The following is a 1,524-nucleotide window of genomic DNA, read 5'->3' as shown; positions in this document are numbered from 1 at the left end:
CCTTTGTGAAAAGACCCCTTATCAACACCCAGACCGTCAAGGAAGATTCGCGGAAAATGGGCGTCGGCATGATCGTCGCCAGTATCGTTGCGTTATTCCTGGAGGCGGTGCCGCTGGCCAGCGTGCTCTACGTGATCACGCTCGGAGTGATGCTCCTGGTCATCGGAAACATCCAGATCAACGAGGAGGAGTCGTGATGGAGCCGTTCGCGCTGATCGCCACTCTGATTTTCATCGTCTTCGTCATCCTGAACGTCATTGGCTGGCGTCAGGAACGTCGCAGCAAGAAACAGTAGCGCCTCGCGCTACCTTCACCCTCCCGGGGAAACCAATCCCCGGACGGGCATGGTTTCTCCGGATTTCACTGAAACAGGAGAACCACCATGTCTGAGAACAAATACTTCGATCTGCACATCACCGGCCTTGGCTACCTGAATCGGGTACGCGAGGTGAGCCCCAAGAAGGGGGCGTCCTTCTATGCGTGCGACATCGTCGCGCTGCATGGATCCGCCGACGCCCCCGACAAGACCCGGTTCGATTGCCGGGTCAGCGGGGCAGAAGCCGAGCGGCTGATCAAGGCCGCCAAGACCTACATCGATGAAGATCGAAAGGTCCTCATCGGATTCAAGCTGGGTGATCTGTACCCGGATCTGTTCGAGTATCAGAAAGGCGAGAAAGCCGGTCAGACCGGCGTTTCGCTGAAGGCTCGGCTGCTCCGGATCGCCTGGGTCAAGGTGGACGGCGAAACCGTCTACACCGCATCTGCGGACTCGACTCAGGAACCGGAAAGCTCGGCCGCCTGAATCCGACCGACCGTTCGCCAGGGGGTCCTCCCCCCTGGCTGCGGGGCGTCTCCGTTGTGGGACACCACCGATCCCTCTTGTTGCGGCAGGAGGGATCGGTGGTGTCCCACAACTGACGGAGAAGCCCTATGAAAGCTCGCATCACCATCACCAAGCTCTTTCGTTCGCTCGACTCGGTTTCCGAGGCCCTCAAGTGCGGTTTCCAGGTACTGGATACCCGCACCCTGGAGCCCATTACGGATGCCGATCTGGAACAGCTTTCCACGTCCGATCTTCACCATCTGGAAATGCGGATCGGTTGATCGAGCCGGCGCCCCTTCGGGGGCGTCATTCCCGAGGGTCGCGCGCGATCCTGGGGAATGACGGCTTTACCGCCCGCCTGAGCGTATCAGGCCCCTTAAAACCCTTCCGGATCGGGAAGAAGGGTGCCGACACTGCCGGTCGATCCATTTCCTTTACCCACCACGGGGACAACCGATCCCCGTGGGGGCGGTCTGTCCCCATTACTCGGAGACAGACTCATGCGAGGACTTCACATCAGCCGGAAACACGAAGGCATGGCATTCAAGCGCGCGGGCGAACGAGTGGACCTTCGGTTCACTCAGCCCGAGTACACCAAGCGCCAACCGGCCCGGGTGACTCCACCTCCGCGTCACTGGTGCCTTGAAGCACCCTGCTGACCGACCGATGCGCCGATCCCCAAGACTTTGTCCTGGGGATCG

3 protein-coding genes are annotated in these 1,524 nt (G+C 60.3%); all 3 read left to right on the top strand.

Annotated elements, in window-relative coordinates; translation table 11 throughout:
- Positions 1-197, top strand: a 197-nt coding sequence (locus F618_RS16505) for a hypothetical protein (RefSeq protein ID WP_155998058.1), incomplete at its 5' end; no start/stop codon positions are given.
- Between the two features lie 185 nt (positions 198-382).
- Positions 383-802, top strand: a complete 420-nt coding sequence (locus F618_RS0114610; protein ID WP_018878672.1) for an STY4534 family ICE replication protein — start codon at positions 383-385, stop codon at positions 800-802.
- Positions 803-930: 128 nt separating this feature from the next.
- Complete coding sequence (locus F618_RS16280) at positions 931-1,104, top strand: hypothetical protein (RefSeq protein WP_019569016.1); 174 nt, start codon at positions 931-933, stop codon at positions 1,102-1,104.
- The last annotated feature ends 420 nt before the right edge of the window (positions 1,105-1,524 follow it).

This window comes from Thioalkalivibrio sp. ALMg13-2, assembly GCF_000381185.1.
In the GTDB taxonomy this organism is placed as follows: domain Bacteria; phylum Pseudomonadota; class Gammaproteobacteria; order Ectothiorhodospirales; family Ectothiorhodospiraceae; genus Thioalkalivibrio; species Thioalkalivibrio versutus.
Note: the sequence above shows the minus strand (reverse complement) of the source record. Positions and strands in the feature narration are given on the sequence as shown.